This window comes from Clostridium zhoujianii (assembly GCF_051590805.1).
In the GTDB taxonomy this organism is placed as follows: domain Bacteria; phylum Bacillota; class Clostridia; order Clostridiales; family Clostridiaceae; genus Clostridium.
In genome coordinates, this window is sequence record NZ_JBPUTF010000004.1 from 110,562 (window position 1) to 128,975 (window position 18,414).

The window sequence follows — 18,414 nt, forward strand, 5'->3', positions numbered from 1 at the left end:
AGATAGGAGAGAAATAGAGTGGTAACACGTAAAGTAAGTTTATTACGTCTCTATATAGGCACAATACCTATATAGAGACTTTTTTATTTCCATAAAATAAAAGGAGGCATTTTAGTATGTGTAAAAAACCATATTATATAACTACACCAATTTATTATCCATCAACAAAACTACATATAGGAAATACCTATACAACAGTTGCAGCAGATGCTATAGCAAGATTTAAGAGATTAACAGGACATGATGTAATGTTCTTAACTGGAACAGATGAACATGGTCAAAAGATTCAAAGGGTTGCAGAAGAAAAAGGAATAACACCAATTGAGCATGTAGATGAAATAGTAGCGGGAATCAAGGATCTTTGGAGCATGATGAATATAAGTTATGATAAGTTCATTAGAACAACTGATGATTATCATATTAAGGCTGTTCAAGACATATTTAAGAAACTTTATGATAAAGGTGATATTTATAAGAGTTCTTATGAAGGGCTATACTGTACACCATGTGAATCTTTCTGGACTGAAACTCAATTAGTAGATGGAAAGTGCCCAGATTGTGGAAGAGCAGTTGAAAAATCAAAAGAAGAAGCTTACTTCTTCCAAATGAGCAAATATGCAGATAGATTAATTAAATATATAGAAGAAAATCCTCATTTCATCCAACCTGAATCAAGAAAAAATGAAATGTTAAATAACTTCTTAAGACCTGGATTACAAGATCTTTGTGTTTCAAGAACAAGCTTTGACTGGGGAATTCCTGTAACTTTTGATGAAGATCATGTTGTTTATGTTTGGATAGATGCATTATCAAACTATATAACTGCATTAGGGTATGGCAGTGGTAATGATGAATTATATAAAAAATACTGGCCAGCAGATGTTCATTTAATAGGTAAGGATATCTTAAGATTCCATACTATATATTGGCCAATTATGTTAATGGCTTTAGATTTACCATTACCTAAGCAAGTATTTGGTCATGGATGGTTACTTGTTGATGGTGGTAAGATGTCTAAATCTAAGGGGAACGTTGTAGATCCAGTAACATTAGTAGAAAACTTTGGGGTAGATCCAGTTAGATACTACTTATTAAGAGAAATACCATTTGGAGCAGATGGACTATTTAACAATGAGATTTTTATAAAGAAGATCAATTCTGATTTATGTAACGATCTTGGAAACTTATTATCAAGAACAGTTGCAATGGTAGAAAAATATTTTGATGGAATAATTCCAGTGCCAACAGAAAAGGAAGCTATTGATGAGGAATTAATAAGTCTTGCATTAGAAACTCCTAAAAAGGTAGAAAAGGCAATTGAAGAATTAAGAATTCCAGAGGCTTTAGAAGATATATTTGAGCTTGTAGGAAGGGCAAATAAATATATAGATGAGACAACACCTTGGATATTAGCTAAGGACGAAGCAAAGAAGGAAAGATTAGGAACAGTTTTATATAACTTAGCTGAAAGTTTAAGAATTACATCTGTATTATTATCAGCATTCTTACCAGATACAGCTAAGAAGATAAATGAACAATTAAATGTTACAGCAACAGATTGGGCTTCAGTAGTAAGCTTTGATGGAACAGCAGCTGGATCTACTGTTAAGAAGGGAGAAAATTTATTCCCAAGAATAGATGTAGAAGCTAAGCTTGCAGAATTAGAAGCAATTACAGCAGCTCAAAAGCCTGCTAAAAGAGAAATCACCCCTATTAAAGAAGAAATAACAATAGATGATTTTGAAAAGTTAGACTTAAGAGTTGTTAAAGTAATAGATTGTGAACCTGTGAAGGGAGCAAAGAAGCTACTTAAATTAAAAGTTGATTTAGGTGGAGAAGAGAGACAAGTGATTTCAGGAATAGCTAAAAACTATAAACCAGAAGAATTGGTTGGAAAGTATGTTGTACTTGTAGCTAACTTAAAACCAGTTAAGCTAAGAGGAGAACTATCACAAGGGATGATTCTTGCAGCATCTACTGATGATGATAGCATTTTATCATTAGTGAATCCAGGAGAATTACCAACTGGAAGTATAGTAAGATAATAATGGGGAGTTCAGCTTGCTGAACTCCTCAATTAGATTAAGGGGGGCTTTATTGTGAATGTAATTATAGGTAATGCGTGGCCATATGCTAATGGGCCACTTCATTTAGGAAGAATAGCGGTATTATTACCTGGAGATGTCCTAGCAAGATATCATAGATTAATGGGCGATGATGTAGTATTTGTGTCAGGTAGTGACTCTCATGGAACCCCTGTAACTATGAAAGCTAAAGAAGAAGGGTTAACGCCATTAGAGGCATCAGAAAAATATCATGAAGATTTTGTAAGATGTTTCAATAAGCTAGAGTTTTCTTTTGATGTTTTTACAAAGACTCATACAGAATACCATAGCAAAAAAGTGCAAGAATTTATTTTAGACCTATATAATAAAGGATATATTTATGAAAAGGTAGTAGAACAGTCTTATTGTGAAGAATGTGGAGAATTTAGACTAGATAAATATATAGAAGGAAAATGCCCACATTGTGGAGGATATGCATTAGGAGATCAATGTGAAGAATGCTCGGAAATAATTGAATCAGAAGATCTTTTAGAAAGAAGATGCAAAGTATGCAAATCTGAACCTATAATAAAAGAGACTAAACATTTATTCTTTTCATTATCAGAATTTGAGAAGGATGTTAGAAGAATATTTATAAGACAGCAAGGGTGGAGAGAAAACGCCGAAACTATAACTAAGAGATACCTTGATGAAGGATTAAGAGACAGGGCAGTAACAAGGGATTTTGATTGGGGAGTTGATGTTCCTCTTGATGGCTATGAGGATAAGAAGATATATGTGTGGATAGAAGCGGTTATGGGATATTTAACAGCTAGTATGAAGTGCCTAGATGAAAGAGGCGAAGATTATAGAGAATACTGGGATGGAGAAGATAGTAGAGTTTATTTTGTTCATGGTAAAGATAATATACCATTTCACACTGTAATATTCCCAGCGATATTAGCAGGATTAGGTCTGAAAAATCCAAGTATAAGAGAAATCTCTAGCGAGTATCTAAAACTTGAAGGGAAAAAGTTCTCAGCTGTTAAGAACTGGGCTATTTGGGTGGACCATATAATAGATAATTATAATGCAGATGCAGTTAGATATTATTTAATGATGAATGGACCTGAAAATAGAGATTCAGATTTTACTTGGAGAGATTTTATCAATACTACTAATAGCGAATTAGTGGGGTTATATGGAAACTTTGTTAATAGAACTTTGATATTTATTAAGAGAAACTTTAATGGACAAATACCTGTTGGAGAAATGCCAAAAGATTTAAAAGATGAGTTCTTCCAATTATACTTTAATGTTGGAGATAATATTGAAGACGGTAAGTTCAAGGAAGGGATTCAAGATATACTTAAGATGATAAAGAAGGCAAATAAGTTCTTTGATGATGAAAAGCCTTGGATAACATTAGAAAAGAATAGGAAAAAGTGTGCAAATAGTTTGTATATATGCGTACAAATTATAGCAAATTTATCGAATTTATTAGATCCATTTATGCCTAAGTCATCTAAAGAAATAAGAGAGTTCTTAGGGATAGATGAAGCAGCTTGGAGTTATTGTGAAAAGAAATCTGGAAAGATAAAGGATGTTAATGTACTTTTTGAGAAAATAGATAAGAAGAACATCGGAGAAGAAGTTAAAAGAATAAAAGATGAGAGGATTTAGATAAAAAAAACCTAGAACATCTACAATAGGGGATCGAGATGTTCTAGGAAACCATTCTTGTTTAAGATGGTTATAAGGGGTAAATAATAATGCTTTAACTACTTTACAAGTTTAATATTATATTACTAATGTGACAAATTGATGGCAAAGTTAATTTATATGAAAGATAAGTATAAATTTATATACATAAACTGATACTAAACTCCAATTTAAAGTGAGGGCATTACAAGTGGTAATGCTGGGATAAAATAAAAAAAGCCCGGAACATCTACAATAGGGGGACGAGATGTTCCGGGTAACCATTATATTTTAATGGTTGTAAGGGGTAAATAATAATGCTTTAACTACTTTACAATTACTAATATAAAACTGTTTTATGTCATTTTTGTGACAAAAAGTATAGTATGTGTATAATGCAGGTTTTCTTAATATCTTCGTAATAAGTTTGTATAAAATTTACTATAGTTTAAAAGACTAAACTAGAGGTGATTTTTATGAAACTTAAAGAGGAAACTATTGAAGAGGTAAATAAGTTTTTAAAGGGTATACATATGGGAGGAACAACCTTTAAGGATTATCTAGAAAAAGCACAATCCCAAAGTTTAAAGGAAGAATTAAGATTAATAGTGGAGTCATTTAAAAGACATGAAGAGGCAATTACCCATAGAATTGAAGCTTTAGGAGGAAATGCAGCAGATTCAGTAGGTATAATGGGAATGATGGGCGAATTTTTTGAAAAGATAAAAATGATTCCTGTAGATACGGACAAAGAGGTCTTAGAACATGGGATAAATGCAATGGATATGGGAATTGAAAATGCAAATAAGTTCTTAGAAGAGCACAAGGACTTAGAGCCGAGTTTAATTAAAGATATAGAAGGTGTTGTTAAAGATTACGATAATCATTTAAGAAAGCTTAAAGAGATGTAAAAATATCAGTAATCAATAAAGAATATAGTATTTAAACTAGCATTATAATCTTGAGATAGGCAGAATTGGTGGTTAAATATCAATTCTGCTTTTTTGAATTAGTAATAACCTAGTGTATAATATTATATAAAAATAATAGGAAGTGATGTTATGGAAAATATATATAAGATATTTGATAGTCATGCGCATTATGATGATGATGCCTTTGATGTGGATAGAGATGAGCTAATTCAAGAATTAAGCGATAGTGGAGTCATTGGAATATTAAATTGTTCCTCAACATATGATAGTGTAAGTAAAACTTGTAGCTTAATTAATAAGTGGGATTTCATTTATGGAGCTATAGGAATACATCCAGAAAATGCTGATGAGCTTACAGAAGAAAGAATAGAGGAATTTAAAAAGATAATAAAAGAAAATAATAAAGTAATAGCAATAGGTGAAATAGGGCTAGATTACTATTGGGACGAAAATCCACCAAGGGACGTGCAAAAGGATGCATTTAGAAGACAAATGAAACTTGCAGATGAATTAAACTTGCCTGTTGTGATTCATGACAGGGATGCACATGCAGATACATTAGAGGTTATGAAAGAGTTTCCTAATGTTATAGGGGTAGTACACTGCTTCTCTGGAAGTGTAGAATTTGCTAAAGAATGTTTAAAGCTAGGATATTATATCGGTATCACAGGGGTGATCACATTTAAAAATGCTAAAAAACTTATAGAGGTTGTAAAGAGTGTTCCTATGGAAAAGTTATTAGTAGAAACAGATTGTCCTTATATGGCTCCTGAGCCAAACCGAGGAAAGAGGAATAAATCAGATTATATTAAACATATTATAGAGAAAATTGCTTCAATCAAGGAAATGGACCCAAAACAGTTAAATATGAAAGTAAATGAGAATTTTTATAGGTTGATGAGAATAGGAAAATAAAGTAAAATTAGATGGTGGAAACGATTATAAATTGGAATATATGGAAATAATACCTAATAGGTGTTATAATATATCAAGATCTATTTAAGAAACTCCTTATGAACTGAAAAAGCTATTATAAATAAAATTATTATTTTAATTTTTCTTATGCACAGGGTGCATTTTACTCAGGTTCATCAGTCGCAAGAGCATGCGAATTTGACAATTTTAATAATTATGATATATAATTCAAAGGACGCTCTTGCCAAAGGAGGGAAATAAATGGTAGAAAAATTTAAAGAACAATTCAAAAAAAGTTTTTCTAAAGGTCCGAAGGCAAAGATTATGTTAGGGCTAATTGTAGGTGCATTTGTTCTAACAATGACAGTAGTCACTATGAGGAAGACAGTTAATATAAGTATAGACGGAAAAGACGAAGTATTTGTCACATATAAAGGGACTGTTAAAGATGTGTTATTAGCTAAGGGGGTCGAAATAGACCCTAAGGATAAGGTTCAACCATCTTTAGAAGCAAAAGTATCAGAAAAAGAAGAAATCATAGTTAAGACAGCAGTACCAGTCAAGGTTGTAATAGCAGGTCAAGAGCAAGAAATTAAAACAGCCGAGGACACTGTAGGAGAGATGCTTCTAGCAGAAGCTGAAGTACTTGAGGAACAAGGAATAAATTATAAAGAGGAAGATATTGTTTCTCCAGATAAGAATACTCCTATAAACAAAGATATGGATATAAAAGTAGTTCAAGTTGAAGTTGAAACTTTAACAGAGACTGAAGTTATGCCATATAATACTGTTGAAACTAAAGATCCTACTAAAGATGTTTCTTCTGCTCCATTAGTTAAACAAGAAGGTATTAATGGGGAAAAAGAAGTGACATATGAGGTAATTAAGCATGATGGCGAAATTGTTGCAAAAAACATAGTTAGCCAAAAAGCTATTAAGGCAGCACAAGATAAGTTAGTTGTCAAAGGATCAGGTGCTGTGATTGTAAGCAGGGGTGAAAATATAGTAGGAAAGAAAAAACTATATGTTCAAGCTACTGCATACAGTGGACATGGAATAACAGCTACTGGTAGAAAGCCAGTATATAATCCAAATGGAATAAGTACTATAGCAGTTGATCCAAGAGTTATTCCTTTAGGAAGTAAAGTTTATGTCAAGGGCTATGGCTATGCAATAGCTGCTGATACTGGAGGAGCCATCAAGGGTAATATAATTGATGTATACTTAAACTCTAAAAGCGCCTGCACTGCATGGGGCAGAAAAAATGGAGTAGAAGTGGTAATAGTTGCTTATCCAGGAGAATGGTAAAAGTCTTTAAGAGATAACAGAAATGTTATCTCTTATTTTTTTTATTAATTTGACATAATACATATATATTAGGTAAATTAATTATATGCTAAGAACGAAAGGAAGAATTATTTTGATTAAAGAAGTAATTGTAGTAGAAGGTAGAGATGATATAGCAGCTGTAAAAAAAGCAGTAGATGCTGAGATGATAGCTACTAGCGGTTTTGGAATAAACGCAAGAGTAATAGAACGAATAAAAGAAGCTCAAAAGAGAAAAGGTGTAATAGTACTAACTGATCCTGATTTTGCAGGTGAGAAAATAAGAAGTATTATTTCTAAAAGAGTTAAGGGAGTAAAGCATGCATATATAGCTCAAGAAGATGGGTTAAAGGATGGAGATATAGGGGTAGAGAATGCAAGTCCTGAAGTTATAATAAAAGCTTTAGAGAATGTAAAAATAACTATAGAAGAAAAAAATGAATTATTTGAATCCCAAGATATGTTTTACTTCAAGCTTACGGGCCAAGCAGATTCAAAGAAAAGAAGACTGATTCTAGGTAAAGAATTAGGAATTGGGTATGGTAATGCAAATCAAATGCTCTCTAGATTAAACAATTATGGAATAACAAAAGATGAATTCATAAAAGCTATAAATAAAATAGAAAAAGAATTAGGAGAATAGTAGATGGATATAAAGGATTATAAAACACAGGACCTAGTAAAGAAATACAATTTTAAGTTTACAAAAACTTTAGGTCAGAACTTCCTGGTAGATCATTCAGTTATAAATGATATTGTAGAAGGAGCTGAGGTAGACGAAAATGACTTGGTAATAGAAATAGGACCAGGAGTAGGTTCATTAACGGCATTGATTTTAAAAAAGGCTAAGAAAGTAGTGGCTATAGAATTAGATAAGGACTTAATTCCAATACTTGAAACAGAACTTGGGGAACATCAAAATTTCTTTTTAATACATAAAGACGCATTAAAGGTAGATTTTAATGAAATAATAGGGGATGAAAAAAGTGTAAAGCTTGTTGCAAATTTACCTTATTATGTAACAACACCTATAATTGCTAAGCTTTTAAAGGATAGATATAACTTCAAATCTCTTACTATAATGATACAGAAAGAAGTTGCTGATAGAATTGATGCAAAGCCAAATTGTAAAGAGTATGGCTCATTATCTCTTTTAGTTCAATATTTCTGTAATACTAAAATTATAAGAAATGCTCCACCGAGTTGTTTTATGCCTAGACCAAAGGTGGACTCCATAGTAATTAGATTAGATAGATTAGAAGAGCCAAGAGTACAAGTTAAAGACGAGAAGTTAATGTTTGAAATAATAAGAAACTCATTTAATATGAGAAGAAAAACTTTGTGGAATTGTGTTAAGTTTTTAGGAATGCCGAAAGAAAAGATTGAAGAGGCATTTGAAAGGTCGGGAGTAGATCAAAAGAGAAGAGGAGAAACCTTAAGTCTGCAGGAGTTCGCTTCATTAACAAATGAGATTTTTGAATTAAGATAGAAAAAATAAAAATAATATTAGGCCTTTAAGCACCTTTATTTTATAAGGTTACCCTACTATTTAAGAAAAGGGTGATGGAATAATAAGAAACCCTTCGCATATAATGTATTGAAATAATCTATGTGGAGGGAACAGGAGCTTGGCACATAATAAAATGTATAGAAACTTTATAATATTACAGGAGGATGAAAAGACTCATGCTGCTTCAGGTGAAAAAGCTCTATCGGGATATGCAAAAATAGAGGCCAAGAGTGATAAATGCAAGATATCTTTTTATGCTCAAAATCTTAAGAAAGATGATACTTACTCTATAGTACTTATCTGCTATAAAAAAGAAATGAAACAAATAGTAGATTTAGGCTCCTTGGTTGTAAATGAAATGGGAAAAGGAGAATCCAGTAAAGAGTATTATGTAAATAATATTGCAGGATTAAACTTTTCTTATGAAAAAATATCGGGAGCGGCAATATGTAAGCGTAGGGATGGAGAGTTAATTTTCTTAATGTACGGATTCATGAATGGAGAAAATGTGAATGATGGTTGGAAGAAATGTACCATTATTAAGCATGACGAAAAGAATGAAGAAGTAATAGAAAAAGAGATTAAGAAAATTGAAAAATCAGTAAAGAAAATTGAAAAGGAAACTAAGGAAGAAGTAAAGAAGATAGAGAAGAAAGAAGATCATGATCACAAGAAATGTGACCATGAAGATAAATGTAATAAGGATGATCATGATAAACATGAGGATAAATGTGATGTTCATGATAAACATAAGGATAAATGCGATGATAATGACAAGAATGAGGACAAATGTGATGGTCATGATAAGCATGAAGAGAAGTGTTCCTATAAAAAGGAAGATGAAGACAAGAACTATAAAAAAGATTGTATGGGAATGTGTCCTAAGAGGGATGAATTAGAAATAGATTTCGATGAATATGAAACAAGAATAGAGGAAGATAAGGAGATCGATCCTTATGACTTTGAGATGAGAGGTGCTTTGGGAGATTACTTCCAAGGAATTGTAAAAGATTTTGACGAATGTAGAAATAAATTTAAAGATATTAAATATTGTAAGTGGTATAAAGTTAAGGTTAATAACTTAGATGAAATGTGTAATGTATCAAATTATAATAAATATACCATAGCATATTATCCAATGCTAAATTATTATCCTTATATAAAGAAATATGGATATTTTATGATGGGCTATAAGTGTGATTCTAAAGGTGATTTAAAGTACATTGTCTATGGAGTTCCTGGTAAAAAAGATAAGGACGAGCAACCTTATGCAGGTAAGACAGGCTTTGTAACATGGATGAATACTGATAAAGATGATATGGGATGTTGGCTAATGTTCTATGATTATAAAAATTCTACAATAGTTGTTCCAATGAAGTAGAGGATTAAATTATAGATGACTAAGAAGCAAGCAATAATGACTTCTATGCTCATAGCTTTAATGTTGATATTAGTATTCTCACAAAAGTTATTTGATAATAGCTTTAAAGAAGTTGCTTTGTTAGATAACAATCTAGGAGAATTACAGGAGTATTCTATTGAAAAAGGAAATCTCACATTTTCTCTACCTGATAAGTGGATTATGAATGAAAAGGAAAGTGATGAATATACTATCTATCAGGCAGAATTTAAGGATAATAGAAATATAAATGGATATATAGAAGTAATTAGTACGGAAGATGATGTTAAAGCCTTAGCTCAAAAGGATATTAATAATTTAGCACTCTCTCATAATGAAGAAAAAATAGAAAATTATAAGGACAAAAACTGGAGAGGTATAGTGGTTAATTATAAGACTAAAGTATCTACGGGAAAATCCTTTGTTAATAATATCTACTATGTAGGATTAGGGGATGGAAAAGTAGGGAGAATTTCTTTTATAATTAAGGAAGATAGTTATAAAGATAACATGAAAGCTATATTCGATACAATAGTATCAACAGTGAGTAGTAGGGGTAAATAAGAGTTTGCTATTAGGAATTTAAAGTATTATAATTTAAATATATTAGGAGAAGCTAATAAGCTTCTCCTAATTACTTATAGTAATGCTTTATAAAGTAATTCTTAGCTTCAGGTAGCATTTTTATTAATAGGATGCCTACTAAATTTGAAGCTTAGAAGAACTAATACCCTCAAGGGGCACCCAGTCCATGCGCGTAGAAGTGCTTAGCTTCCACTTATAGAAGATGGAGGTGTCAGTAATGGTAGCTATGGGATAAATCAGTAGAGACATTATAAGGAGGATTAGATGAGGCTAGTTTTATTTGAATTTTTGGGATTTAAGATTTATAGCTACGGGTTAATGATAGCCATAGGTATAATATCAGCAGGATATCTTTTTATATCTAGGGCTAAAAAGAAAGGATATGATGAAGATAGTTTATTTAATTTAGTAATATTTGCTGTAATATCAGGAGTATTAGGGGGAAAGCTATTATTCATAATTACAGAGATTAAGAGCATAATTAAGGATCCTTCAATTTTATTGAATTTTGGTAATGGCTTTGTTATATATGGTGCAATAATACTTGGAGCCTTGGCTATATATATTTATTGTAAGAGAAAAGGCTGGAATACATTAGAGCTTTTGGATGCTGTGGTGCCAGGAGTTGCATTAGCACAAGGATTTGGAAGAATAGGATGCTTACTAGCAGGTTGCTGTTATGGGTTAGAGACTACCTCACCTTTGGGAATAAAATTCCCAGTTGATTCATTAGCACCATCAGGAGTCTATCTTCATCCAACACAGATATATTCTTCAGTATTTGATTTTGCTTTAGCTGGATTTCTATTATGGTATTCTAAAAAAGCAAGAACTAATGGAAAGATAATGTCTATGTATGTTATTTTATATAGCATAGGAAGGTTTTTAGTGGAGTTTTTGAGGAATGATCCAAGAGGAAATGTTGGTATTTTATCAACTTCACAATTTATAGCTATTTTCACATTAATACTAGGAATAGCTATATATAATATTCAAAAGTTAAAAGGGAGAGATAGTAGCGTTGAAGAAAACTAAATTCTTAATAATATGTTTATTAATAATAATATCAGCTTCTTTTATGGGATGCAGTGTAGTAGACAAGGGTATGGTAAAGCTTGGATTCAGAAACGATGACTTTGAATATATTAATGAAAACAAGGTTGATAAGATTATTATACAAAGTTCAAGAGATGCAGGTTTTAGATTTGTTGTCACAGATAATAGCGCAATAACAGATATATATAATATTCTATCAAAGGGAAAAATCAAAGATAAGAAAACATCATTAGATCCAGATTATATATTTGAAATACATATAGGTGATGATGTAAAGTCTTATAAATATTCAGTAAGTGTAGATGAAAGAGGCGTGGGCAATTTTTATGATGATGAAAAATCCTATGAAATCTCTAAGAATTTAGATGAAACAATAATACAAAATCTTTCATTTATAAGAAAACCAAGGGATTTTGAAAAGGTATATTATAATACAATTTTAAAAGTTCTAGAGAAGAAAGAAAGTGAACTTACAGGTAGTGAACATAAGGTTGGAGTAGATATAACAGGGGATGTGGATTGTTTAAAGTATATGTTTTCTATTGACCTAAAGAAGTTTGAGAAGAACTTAGAAAAGACGGTTCCTAATGCTAAGTTAATACAAAATAATATGGATGAATTTGATACTGTTATAACAGTAAAAAATAAAGGATATAACAGTAAGGTGTTTAAAACAACAATAACTGTTGATGATAAGAAAGATAAAATATATGAAACCTATTATATAGAGGCAAATTATGAGTATAAGGATTGGACTATAACAGTTAGCGAACCAAATACTAAGCCTGAAAATTGGTAGGAAACAAAAGGAGGAATAGTGATGAGTAATTGTGATAGCTGCCCAAGTAAAAGCTCTTGTAGCTCAAAGGGTGCAACAACATGTACAGTTAAGGTTTTACCTAAGTATGGTAATGTGAAAAATGTTATAGGAGTTGTAAGTGGAAAGGGTGGAGTTGGTAAATCAACTATCACTGGCGTTATAGCTACTATGTTAAGAAAAAAGGGATATAAGGTAGGGGTTCTTGATGCAGATATTACAGGGCCATCTATGCCTAGATTCTTTGGTATAAATAAGCAAAGGTCAAAAATGACTACAATTGATGAAAATTCAGTGAAATTTGAACCAGTAGAAACTAATAGTGGGATTAAGGTTATGTCACTTAATTTAATAACTCAAGTAGAGGATCAACCAGTTATTTGGAGAGGTCCTGTTATAACAGGAGTATTGAATCAAATGTATGTAGACACAAATTGGGGTGAGTTAGACTATCTTCTAATAGACATGCCACCAGGTACAGGAGATATTGCATTAACAGTAATGCAAGATTTCCCTATAAGAGAATTAGTAATAGTATCTACACCACAAGATATGGTTTCGATGATAGTTAAGAAGGTCGTAATAATGGCTCAAAAAATCGGAATTAACATAAAGGGTGTAGTTGAAAATATGTCTTACATAATGTGTACAGGATGCGATAAGAAGTTAAATGTATTTAGTAAAAAATCTGCAGAAGAACATGCAGAATATTTAGGTATTCCTTTAATAGGCGAACTACCTATTGATTTAGAATTTACTGAAGCTTTAGAAGAAGGTCGCGCTGAGGAGTATGTAATGGATAATCCACTATACTCTCTAATATTTGAAGGATTATATTAGTAATAGTAAATAATTTAGTTCTTATTGGGCAAAATACAGATGTAAAGTCCTATAGGAAGGAGAAATTAATATGAAAGCAGTTGTAGATCAAGAAACTTGTATAGGTTGTGGCTTATGTCCATCTATATGTGAAGATGTATTTCAAATTAATGATGATGGAAAGGCACATGCAGTAGTTGATGAAGTGCCTGGAAGTTGTGAAGACGCAGCTAAAGATGCGGAATCAAGTTGCCCTGTAAGCGCAATAAGTTGCGAGTAAAAGAAAATAAAAAAGTTACCTCAATTATAGAGGTAACTTTTTTTCTTACTATGAGTTTGATGCCATAGTAGTATCATCTCTTTTTAGTAATCTATTAATAGGTAATATAGCAATTATAACAAGGCATATTATTGCATCAGCACCTACCATAGGAGCATTTACAACTAGAGAATATAAGGAAGGTCCCATTCCAAATTCGGCGCCATATGAGCCAAAGAAGACCACTCCAGATATAAAGTGACATACAAATTTAGCAAGGAAAGCTAAACCAGTACCAAGTAACTTATGGTTTTTAAAATACCCAGCTAGTCCAATTGCTAACGATGGTAGTGGATAATCAAATAAAATTTGAACTGGGTGAACAAAGTAAGGATCCATAAATAGATTTAATAATCCATATAGAAATCCAGTAAGGAACCCAACCTCTGGTCCATATATAAATGCAATTAAAAGTAATGGAACCATTCCACCTAAAGTAACACTACCACCCATAGGAAATTGATATATTCTTAATATTTGTAGTACACAAGCTAAGGCTAGAGCAATACCGATTCTACTGATCATTTTTGCATCAAGCTTAACCTTCTTGAATTTTAATAATGCAAAAACTATAATAGCAAGTCCTACCAGAGCAAATATTGATGTTGGGTTACCAAAGATAGTACTTGCTTTTTCTGAAAAGTTGCTAAAATAGCTAGCAAATCTATCTGACCAATCTTGAAAAATGTTCATAAAAAATACCTCCTAGAAACTCTGCTAGAAGGTATGTAAAGCCTATGATGATAAGATAACAATTATAATTGCTTTCCTACGCTGGTCTTAACCAGATCAGGTTATAAGGGTTAATGAATAATCATTTCTCAGCCTTAAGGCACCCCTAGCAGGTAATATTTAATTCTAAAATCATTCTATTACTTACCTTAAAAAAAGTCAATAAGCTTATCATTCCCTAGAGTGCTGTTTGGGCGAATAGTATTAGTTAAGGTAATGTTATCGCTAGAAAATTGTACATTATCTCCAGTGTTTGCATTACCTATTTGAATTATAGGTAATGTTACTATACTTCCATCTTCTAATGCAATAAAACCATCCATATTATTTTTATCAATAAGTATACCCTTCATTTTAAAAATCCTCCTAATAATATTAGGATGGCTTTAAAGAAAAAAAGATATACTTAAAAGTATATCTTAGTATATGTCCTTATAGATAATTTTAAAAACCTTCAAGGATTCCTCAATTTTAGGCTTTAATAATAGTTTTTTATTAAGATATTCAAGTCTTCCTTTTTCGGTAAGTTTATAAATCTTTTTAAACTTCTTCTTAGGATCATCCCATTCACCAGTAATAAATTCTTGCTTTTCTAATTTCTTCAAAAGAGGATAAATACCGCCAGTACTTGGAATCCATAGGCCACCAGTTCTCTCTCCGATTTTATTGGAAAGATCATTACCATTAGAAGGACTCAAGCTTAATAAATGAAGAACATATATAGGAAGAAGACCTTTAGTAAAAACTTGACCTACGGCCTCATTTTCTTTTTGAACCTTTTTTAGTTGATTTACTTTTTGTTTATATTCTTCGTATAGACGTTTTTCTTCAGCTTTAATATCCTCGGGACTCATAAAGCTAAGGTCACTCATTAATTACTCAACCTCTTGAAGAACAAAGCCAACTAATCCAGGACCAGTATGAACACCAAGAGCCGGACCTATAGATCCAGTAAAGATTTTATTTATATTGCTATGATTTTTTACTGATTCATATAAGGCGTTACATTCTTTTAAAGCATCTCCATGAAGAACCCATAGATTACATTTACCTTTTTCTAGATAAGTATTTAGGATCTCTCGAATTTTGTTTATAGATTGATTTCTTCCTCTCACTTTAGAATAAGTATGATAAACACCATCATCTCCAACGTGAATGATAGGTTTTAAACTAAGGATTTCTCCAATAGTACCAGCAACTTTACCTATTCTACCACCTTTTTTTAGATATTCTAATGTACTAAGGGTAAAGTAGCAGTTAACTCTTTCTCTGTGCTTAGGAAGAGCTTCTATGATTTCTTCAAAGCTTTTACCGTCTTGAATCATTTTAGCAGCTTCAATAACTATAGAACCTTCAGCCATAGTTAGAGTTTTTGTATCATACACAAATGACTTTAAATTTGGATGATCTTCAAGTACTAGTCTTATTGAGTTACTAGTTCCTGAAAGAGCACTTGAGATATTTATAGATATTACATGTGTGTATCCCTCTAATTCTAATTCATTTAGGATACTTTCTATTCTAGCTACATTTGGTAAAGATGTAGTAGGAATTTCTTTTTCTAGTGAACTATATACCTCTTCAGGGCTGATATCTACTTTATCTTCAAATTCCTTATCAGAATATATTATTCTGAAAGGTGCGACCTTTATATTATATTGTTCTACTATTTCTTTGCTTATATCTGATGCACTATCAGTTAGTATAGCGATTTTTTGCATGGTATTACCTCCTAATAATTCATATAAATAATATATGTGAATTTAAATAACTATATCACTTCTGATATAGTTTACTATATCAGAAGTGATATAGTTATTTAATATTTTGAAATTAAAATATTAATTATTGTACCAATATTATTTTTAGTTATATAATCATGAATATAAAGTTATTATTAGTTTCAGGTGGAGGAAGTATGAAAAATAGTTTTTTTATAGCTATTTATTTAATTATCTTATTTTTAATTGTTATAATTCAAAGGATTAAGATAAAAGCTTTAAAAGATAAGATAAAAGAAGTGGAAAGATTAAAAAAAGAGATATATAGGTTGGGAGATAGAATTTCTTTAATTGATAATAAGCAGGATGTATATGATTTTATTTTAAATACTGCAATAAATGTTATTACCAAGGGAAGTAAAGGAAGTATTTTAATTCAAAAGGGAGATGGATTATTTTACTATAAGGCACTAAGCGGTTTTGAAGGTGGAATTAGAGATACGGCTGTTACTAAAGAAGAAATAGGGCTATACAATTATAATGGATGTAAGGATATAGCAATATTAAGTGGTTGTAATGGTAAAGCTTTAAATGCAATATTAGCATCACCTATAAACTATGATGGTAAGTTAATAGGTGTTATAAGTATAGAGTCTATAGATCAAAATATAACATTTAATGATGATGATATAGGAACTATGAGGTATATAAAGTATGAATTGGAGCTTGCAATTAAAAACTTCCTTATACAAGATAGACTTAAACATATCGCTACCCATGATGATTTAACTAATTTATATAATCGAAGAAGTTTTAATGAATTATTAGAAAAAGAAATATGCAATATTAAAAAGGGTAATATAGAAGTTCACTTAGCCTTGATTGATTTAGATGATTTTAAGAAAATAAATGATGAATATGGGCATAATGCAGGGGACAAAGCTCTAGTAAGAATGGCTAATGCCATGAAGCTTTGCCTAGGAAAAGAAGATATATATGCAAGAATGTCTGGTGATGAGTTTGTAATTATATTTAGAAATTTATCATATAATGATGCGGAAAAAAGGTTGTTAAGTATAAGAGAAAATTTGGAGATTAGTGATGATAAGATAAAGGTGGACTTTACCTATGGGTTAGTTACTATTAATTCATATGAGAAGTTACAAAAAGATGAGATTTTATCAGAGGCAGATAGAAAAATGTACGAAGCTAAGAAAAATAAAAAAGTTGGACGATAAAGGCTAAGAAAATAGGAGTAGAAAATTAGGCGATAATTCTCTACTTCTATTTTCTTAGGTCAGTAGAAATTTTAATTAATTTCTACTGAAGTACTTTTATCAACAATATGCCAGATAGTTTTTCCGGGAGAAAGAGGTATCTCATCTCCAGAGTCATCATATAATCTAGTTCTACTGCTATCTAATGTATGATTCCAAGTTGCACTTACCATTTTACCTTTGGACAAAACAATAGCATCACCATCACCTAAGAGGTCAATATTTAGATGAAGATTATCCGAACTAAGTTTTATATTGGTTTTTTGGATAATAATGTTTGTAAATGAAATAGCTTCATTATTATCAGCATCAATAGCCTTTATACCATCCATAGATTTTAGATATAAATCATTGGAGTATGTATAACTTGTATTATATAGCTTATTCATAGTTATCCTTACATTATTAGCAGTAGGTAAATCATTTGAAGTATAAAATGAACTATTAAATTTAGAAAAGGCCTTACCATCAACGGTCCAATTATTCTTACGAATGTAATCTCTAATATTAGTAGATGAAGTATATAGATTATGAGGTGGGTTCCTCTTAGGATCTCTCCAAAAGTAATTTGTCTTAGAAATTTCATTTATACTCATTATAGAGTTATTATTTGCTATTTCATTTAAAGCTTCCTCAGAGCCGCCACAATGGGCAAAAGGAAGGTTATGTTCTTGTGATATATCAATGAAATATGAACGTATGCTTCTTACAGGGCCAATAGTATCAGGTGAGTTTTTATGAAATAAAGCCATGAACCTTGGAATTCCTCCTTCAGCTGAAGTCTCATATACTACATCTGCTTGAGAAAGGCCACTTTGGGGACGGGAAGCAGGGGAGTTTTCAATCATAACCATAAAGGGGATATTATTATTAATATCAGTTAGGGATTCCTCACCAGTATAAAGATTATAAAATTTTTCAGGAATATCTTGTGAGGTTGTATCTGAAATTTCTTCGTTAACAACTTTATTATTGCATCCTAAAAATAAGAAAATAAAAAAAATAAGAAGAGTCAGAAAATATTTTTTTCTCATAGAAAAACCTCCTAAAGATTGATATAACATAGATACATTATTATTTTAGTCTAATTTAATAGAACTTATCACAAGTAAGGAGGAATAAAAAACAAAAATAACTAAATCATATTAAAAATAGGAGATAAATAGAAGTAATTTATAATAACCAAGGATATATTCATTAAATTAAAAGATACAGGATATTGATATATAAATTTTAATGAAGTATAATTATTGAGGTACT

The 18,414-nt window shown here is 31.1% G+C and carries 19 protein-coding genes, 1 riboswitch and 1 other annotated feature (1 of these 21 cut by a window edge); of the genes, 14 read left to right on the forward strand and 5 right to left on the reverse strand.

Features of this window, described 5'->3' with window-relative positions; genetic code table 11:
• Positions 1–55 (forward strand) — a binding site (T-box leader) (it extends 194 nt beyond the left edge of the window).
• A 61-nt stretch (positions 56–116) separates the two neighbouring features.
• From metG (ACSYT2_RS16440) to ACSYT2_RS16500, 13 genes are all read left to right on the forward strand, one after another.
• Entirely contained in the window at positions 117–2,045 is a 1,929-nt protein-coding gene (gene metG, locus ACSYT2_RS16440) for a methionine--tRNA ligase (protein WP_430857887.1), read from the forward strand.
• Positions 2,046–2,099: 54 nt separating this feature from the next.
• A complete protein-coding gene (gene metG, locus ACSYT2_RS16445) occupies positions 2,100–3,728 on the forward strand; it encodes a methionine--tRNA ligase (RefSeq protein ID WP_430857886.1) in 1,629 nt (542 codons plus the stop codon).
• Between the two features lie 488 nt (positions 3,729–4,216).
• The gene (locus ACSYT2_RS16450) at positions 4,217–4,657 is read left to right on the forward strand and encodes a DUF2383 domain-containing protein (RefSeq protein ID WP_438385238.1); all 441 of its coding nucleotides are present in this window, start codon (positions 4,217–4,219) and stop codon (positions 4,655–4,657) included.
• A 150-nt stretch (positions 4,658–4,807) separates the two neighbouring features.
• The gene (locus ACSYT2_RS16455) at positions 4,808–5,593 is read left to right on the forward strand and encodes a TatD family hydrolase (RefSeq protein WP_430857884.1); all 786 of its coding nucleotides are present in this window, start codon (positions 4,808–4,810) and stop codon (positions 5,591–5,593) included.
• Between the two features lie 261 nt (positions 5,594–5,854).
• The gene (locus ACSYT2_RS16460) at positions 5,855–6,901 is read left to right on the forward strand and encodes a resuscitation-promoting factor (protein WP_430857883.1); all 1,047 of its coding nucleotides are present in this window, start codon (positions 5,855–5,857) and stop codon (positions 6,899–6,901) included.
• Between the two features lie 112 nt (positions 6,902–7,013).
• The gene (rnmV, locus tag ACSYT2_RS16465) at positions 7,014–7,562 is read left to right on the forward strand and encodes a ribonuclease M5 (RefSeq protein ID WP_438385213.1); all 549 of its coding nucleotides are present in this window, start codon (positions 7,014–7,016) and stop codon (positions 7,560–7,562) included.
• A gap of 3 nt (positions 7,563–7,565) precedes the next feature.
• Positions 7,566–8,408: a 16S rRNA (adenine(1518)-N(6)/adenine(1519)-N(6))-dimethyltransferase RsmA gene (gene rsmA, locus ACSYT2_RS16470; protein ID WP_430857881.1), complete on the forward strand. Its 843-nt coding sequence runs from the start codon at positions 7,566–7,568 to the stop codon at positions 8,406–8,408.
• A gap of 154 nt (positions 8,409–8,562) precedes the next feature.
• Positions 8,563–9,810: a hypothetical protein gene (locus ACSYT2_RS16475; RefSeq protein ID WP_430857981.1), complete on the forward strand. Its 1,248-nt coding sequence runs from the start codon at positions 8,563–8,565 to the stop codon at positions 9,808–9,810.
• A gap of 15 nt (positions 9,811–9,825) precedes the next feature.
• Positions 9,826–10,392 (forward strand): hypothetical protein, encoded by a 567-nt coding sequence (locus ACSYT2_RS16480; protein ID WP_438385214.1) that lies wholly within the window; start codon positions 9,826–9,828, stop codon positions 10,390–10,392.
• A 285-nt stretch (positions 10,393–10,677) separates the two neighbouring features.
• Positions 10,678–11,448, forward strand: a complete 771-nt coding sequence (locus ACSYT2_RS16485) for a prolipoprotein diacylglyceryl transferase (protein WP_430857879.1) — start codon at positions 10,678–10,680, stop codon at positions 11,446–11,448.
• Positions 11,435–12,268, forward strand: a complete 834-nt coding sequence (locus ACSYT2_RS16490) for a YhfM domain-containing protein (protein ID WP_430857878.1) — start codon at positions 11,435–11,437, stop codon at positions 12,266–12,268. Before ACSYT2_RS16485 ends, ACSYT2_RS16490 begins: the two co-directional genes overlap by 14 nt.
• Before the next feature lie 21 nt (positions 12,269–12,289).
• Complete coding sequence (locus ACSYT2_RS16495) at positions 12,290–13,126, forward strand: P-loop NTPase (protein WP_430857877.1); 837 nt, start codon at positions 12,290–12,292, stop codon at positions 13,124–13,126.
• 70 nt (positions 13,127–13,196) lie between these two features.
• Entirely contained in the window at positions 13,197–13,385 is a 189-nt protein-coding gene (locus tag ACSYT2_RS16500) for a ferredoxin (protein WP_438385215.1), read from the forward strand.
• 48 nt (positions 13,386–13,433) lie between these two features.
• On the opposite strand, the gene thiT is transcribed toward ACSYT2_RS16500, so the two are convergent.
• From thiT to ACSYT2_RS16520, 4 genes are all read right to left on the reverse strand, one after another.
• Positions 13,434–14,117, reverse strand: coding sequence for an energy-coupled thiamine transporter ThiT (thiT, locus tag ACSYT2_RS16505; protein WP_430857875.1), 684 nt, complete (start codon positions 14,115–14,117; stop codon positions 13,434–13,436).
• 56 nt (positions 14,118–14,173) lie between these two features.
• Positions 14,174–14,274: riboswitch (TPP riboswitch) on the reverse strand.
• A 31-nt stretch (positions 14,275–14,305) separates the two neighbouring features.
• Positions 14,306–14,509 (reverse strand): hypothetical protein, encoded by a 204-nt coding sequence (locus tag ACSYT2_RS16510; RefSeq protein ID WP_430857874.1) that lies wholly within the window; start codon positions 14,507–14,509, stop codon positions 14,306–14,308.
• Positions 14,510–14,575: 66 nt separating this feature from the next.
• A complete protein-coding gene (locus tag ACSYT2_RS16515) occupies positions 14,576–15,028 on the reverse strand; it encodes a PadR family transcriptional regulator (protein WP_438385216.1) in 453 nt (150 codons plus the stop codon).
• Positions 15,029–15,031: 3 nt separating this feature from the next.
• Positions 15,032–15,877: a DegV family protein gene (locus ACSYT2_RS16520; RefSeq protein WP_430857872.1), complete on the reverse strand. Its 846-nt coding sequence runs from the start codon at positions 15,875–15,877 to the stop codon at positions 15,032–15,034.
• A 197-nt stretch (positions 15,878–16,074) separates the two neighbouring features.
• On the opposite strand from ACSYT2_RS16520, the gene ACSYT2_RS16525 reads away from it, so the two are divergent.
• On the forward strand, positions 16,075–17,115 hold the full coding sequence (locus ACSYT2_RS16525) for a sensor domain-containing diguanylate cyclase (RefSeq protein ID WP_438385217.1): 1,041 nt from the start codon (positions 16,075–16,077) through the stop codon (positions 17,113–17,115).
• 71 nt (positions 17,116–17,186) lie between these two features.
• Here ACSYT2_RS16525 and ACSYT2_RS16530 read toward each other — a convergent pair whose 3' ends face one another.
• On the reverse strand, positions 17,187–18,188 hold the full coding sequence (locus tag ACSYT2_RS16530) for a DUF3048 domain-containing protein (protein ID WP_438385218.1): 1,002 nt from the start codon (positions 18,186–18,188) through the stop codon (positions 17,187–17,189).
• Positions 18,189–18,414: the final 226 nt, after the last annotated feature.